This is a genomic window from Spiroplasma endosymbiont of Megaselia nigra (genome assembly GCF_003987485.1).
Lineage (GTDB): Bacteria > Bacillota_I > Bacilli_A > Mycoplasmatales > Mycoplasmataceae > Spiroplasma.
This window is the reverse complement of record NZ_RCOO01000202.1, coordinates 1-1,929: the sequence shown is the minus strand read 5'-3', so window position 1 is coordinate 1,929 and position 1,929 is coordinate 1. Positions and strand designations below refer to the sequence as shown.

The 1,929-nt window shown below is 24.4% G+C and carries 2 protein-coding genes; both read right to left on the bottom strand.

What is annotated here, in order from left to right:
• Window positions 1-111 precede the first annotated feature (111 nt).
• On the bottom strand, window positions 112-1,305 hold the full coding sequence (locus D9R21_RS06065) for a lipoprotein (RefSeq protein WP_126821494.1): 1,194 nt from the start codon (window positions 1,303-1,305) through the stop codon (window positions 112-114).
• Window positions 1,306-1,710: 405 nt separating this feature from the next.
• Window positions 1,711-1,929 (bottom strand): hypothetical protein (locus tag D9R21_RS07500; RefSeq protein ID WP_158613953.1); only part of this gene is annotated, 219 nt, incomplete at its 5' end.

Sequence of the window (1,929 nt, the reverse complement as noted above, 5' to 3'; positions counted from 1 at the left end):
TAAACCGTTAATAATTTCACTAGCATTACGAGTATTTAACTCATTTAGTTTATTTTCAAAGTATTCAAATTGACGCTCCGTATTTGGAATATAATACTGATAAAAAAATTTTTAATGTAATCTTTTTGTTTTTCTGTAATTTGATTTTTTAACTTTGAATTTAATAACAAATAAAATTATAATAATAATTAATAAAATTAATAATGAAATTATTATTCATATTCAATATAAATTTTTATTTTTACTATAAAATAAATTATATATTTCATTTTTATTTTTACTATAAAATAGTTTATTTTTAAAACTAATTAAATTATTAAGATATCCAATAATATTATTAACTTTAATTGCTTCTTTATCATTAATTCTTAATTTATACAACTTTTCATTTGTTCCAAAATAAAGATTATTATTGTAATAAACAGCAGTTTGTATATTTTCATTTTCATTATAGCCTTTTATACTATTAAATTGTTTTTCTTTATTATCATAAAAAACAAAAAAATTATTTTCTAAAACATAAATATAATCATTTACAATAATTAAATTACTTATAACATTTTCATTTGAGCGTGGTATAGTATTATTTTTTTTATAAAGTAAAGGAATAACATTATCTGAATTATTTTCTAGTTTATATAAAATTGTATCTATAAATACCCCACTAAAATAAACATCATCATTTTTGTCAATTTTCATAGAATAAATATCAAATAAAGGAGAAAAACCTAATATATTAATTATATTATTTATATTTGAATTTAATATTTTTCAAACTATATTTCCTGCAAAATAAATGTTGTCCTTACTATCACAGTTGATAGTTTTAATTTCACCATCTATAACATTTATTTTGAATGCGGTATTTGTTTCATTTTGCAACACAAACGCACCATTATCAGTACCAAAATAAATGTTATTGCTGCTATCAACCGCAATTGAATTAACTATTTTATTAATACCATCAATTTTGGTTGCTGTGTCTGACCCCGCAGACAACTTATACACACCGTTGTTTGTTCCAAAGTAAATGTTGTCCTTACTATCACAGTTGATAGTTTTAATTCCACCATCTATACCATTTATTTTGAATGCGGTATTTGTTTCATTTTGCAACACAAACGCACCATTATCAGTACCAAAATAAAGATTATTTTTATTGGAAAAAGAGCCAGTTATTTCGTTAACATTTTGATTAAAATAAATTTTTTGTTCATTTGCTTTCTCTATATTACAAGCGATAACACCGCTTGCTCCGGTTACAGTTAAACTAACTGCGCCTAAGATACTTAGTAGTTTTTTCATAAAAGTCATCTTCTTTCTATTAAATTGTGATTATCTTTGATAAGGTCGTTTGTAGGCTTTATCTAATTTATTTATAACTCTTTTTTTAAAAAGACAATAATATTTTTATATTATTTTGTTTCAAATTTCGTAGGTGTTTAGTTCTTGTTAAATGTAATTAGTACTTTGATTATTTATATATATGTTGTTTTGATATAGTAAAAGAATAGTTTTGGAATTATATTGGAAGAAAACGGATAGTAAAAATAGGCCGTTTACCAAACAGCAAAAACAATATGATAAAGACCATATCTTAATTTTGTTTATTCTTTGTCTTGCTACACTGTGGTTTTATGCAAGTTCTGTGCTGGGGTGATAGGGGAGTGAAGAACTCACTAGCGCATTAGTCTAAGTTGTCTAATTCCGCTAATAACTGTTCGAGTTCTTCTTCGGATAATTTTGGTGGGTCACCCTTGTTTTTTTTTCGTACAGAGTGTTATAATCATCAACAAGAGAATTATTTTTTCTTTGTAATAAGGAATTTTCACTGTTTTTAGCAGAATATTTGTTTTTTACGAAAGAATGGTATTCTGCTTTTAATTTGTCGCTTTCAGCGCAAATTTGTTCGCGGGCTTGTTGGTAAGT